1 pseudogene is annotated in these 1,215 nt (G+C 52.7%); it reads left to right on the top strand.

Annotated features, from left to right (window positions below):
- Positions 1-1,215 (top strand): annotated as a pseudogene (locus QUB12_RS37405) (hypothetical protein); the annotation flags it as partial.

Raw genomic sequence — 1,215 nt, 5'->3', positions numbered from 1 at the left:
AACACCGACTTCATCGGGAACACCGACTTCATCGGGAACACCGACTTCATCGGCAACACCGACTTCATCGGCAACACCGACTTCATCGGGAACACCGACTTCATCGGGAACACCGACTTCATCGGGAACACCGACTTCATCGGCAACACCGACTTCATCGGCAACACCGACTTCATCGACAACACCGACTTCATCGGCAACACCGACTTCATCGGCAACACCGACTTCATCGGCAACACCGACTTCATCGACAACACCGACTTCATCGACAACACCGACTTCATCGGCAACACCGACTTCAACCAACTTCTTCGACTATGCCTCCTCTCCCAACAGCGTTACCCAAAACTTCAGCAACATCACTCAACCCATCACTATCATTGGCAGTCCCTTTAACGACAACTTCACAGGTACGGGCAACCCAGACAATCTCAGCGGTGGCGGTGGTGATGACATCCTTGATGGTGGCGTTGGTAATGACATCCTCAATGGCGGAGTTGGCAACAACACCCTCACCGGAGGAGTTGGTAATGACACCTTTATCTTTAGTCCCGTTCCTGGTACTTTCGGTGGACAAAACCAGATTTCCGACTTCACCCCTGGAGAAGATAAATTACAACTTGATGTCGCCTTCGGTTTCACCTCACCCGAACAAGTAATCGCCGCATTACAATCTACCCCTTCGGGTTTAGTCTTAAATTTAGGGAATGGTCAAACTATCTCTATCAAAGCCAATTCTCTCTCACCAACCGACATCATTCTCTTTAGTAATTCCACAGCAACACCGACACCAACGGGAACACCTACGCCATCGGTAACACCGACACCAACGGGAACACCGACACCATCGGGAACACCTACGCCAACGGTAACACCGACGCCAACGGGAACACCGACGCCAACGGGAACACCAACACCAACGGGAACCGATACACCAACGGGAACACCATCGGGAACACCAACACCAACGGGAACACCATCGGGAACACCAACACCAACGGGAACACCGACGCCAACGGGAACACCGACGCCAACGGGAACACCAACGCCAACGGTAACACCGACACCAACGGGAACACCAACACCAACGGGAACACCAACACCAACGGGAACCGATACACCATCGGTAACACTGACGCCAACGGGAACCGATACACCATCGGTAACGCCAACACCAACAACCAACAACATCCCCAATGACGACTGCATCTGCGA

Source organism: Microcoleus sp. B7-D4, assembly GCF_036705125.1.
In the GTDB taxonomy this organism is placed as follows: Bacteria; Cyanobacteriota; Cyanobacteriia; order Cyanobacteriales; family Microcoleaceae; genus Microcoleus.
The sequence above is the reverse complement of the archived record's forward strand: the minus strand, read 5'-3'. Positions and strand labels throughout refer to the sequence as shown.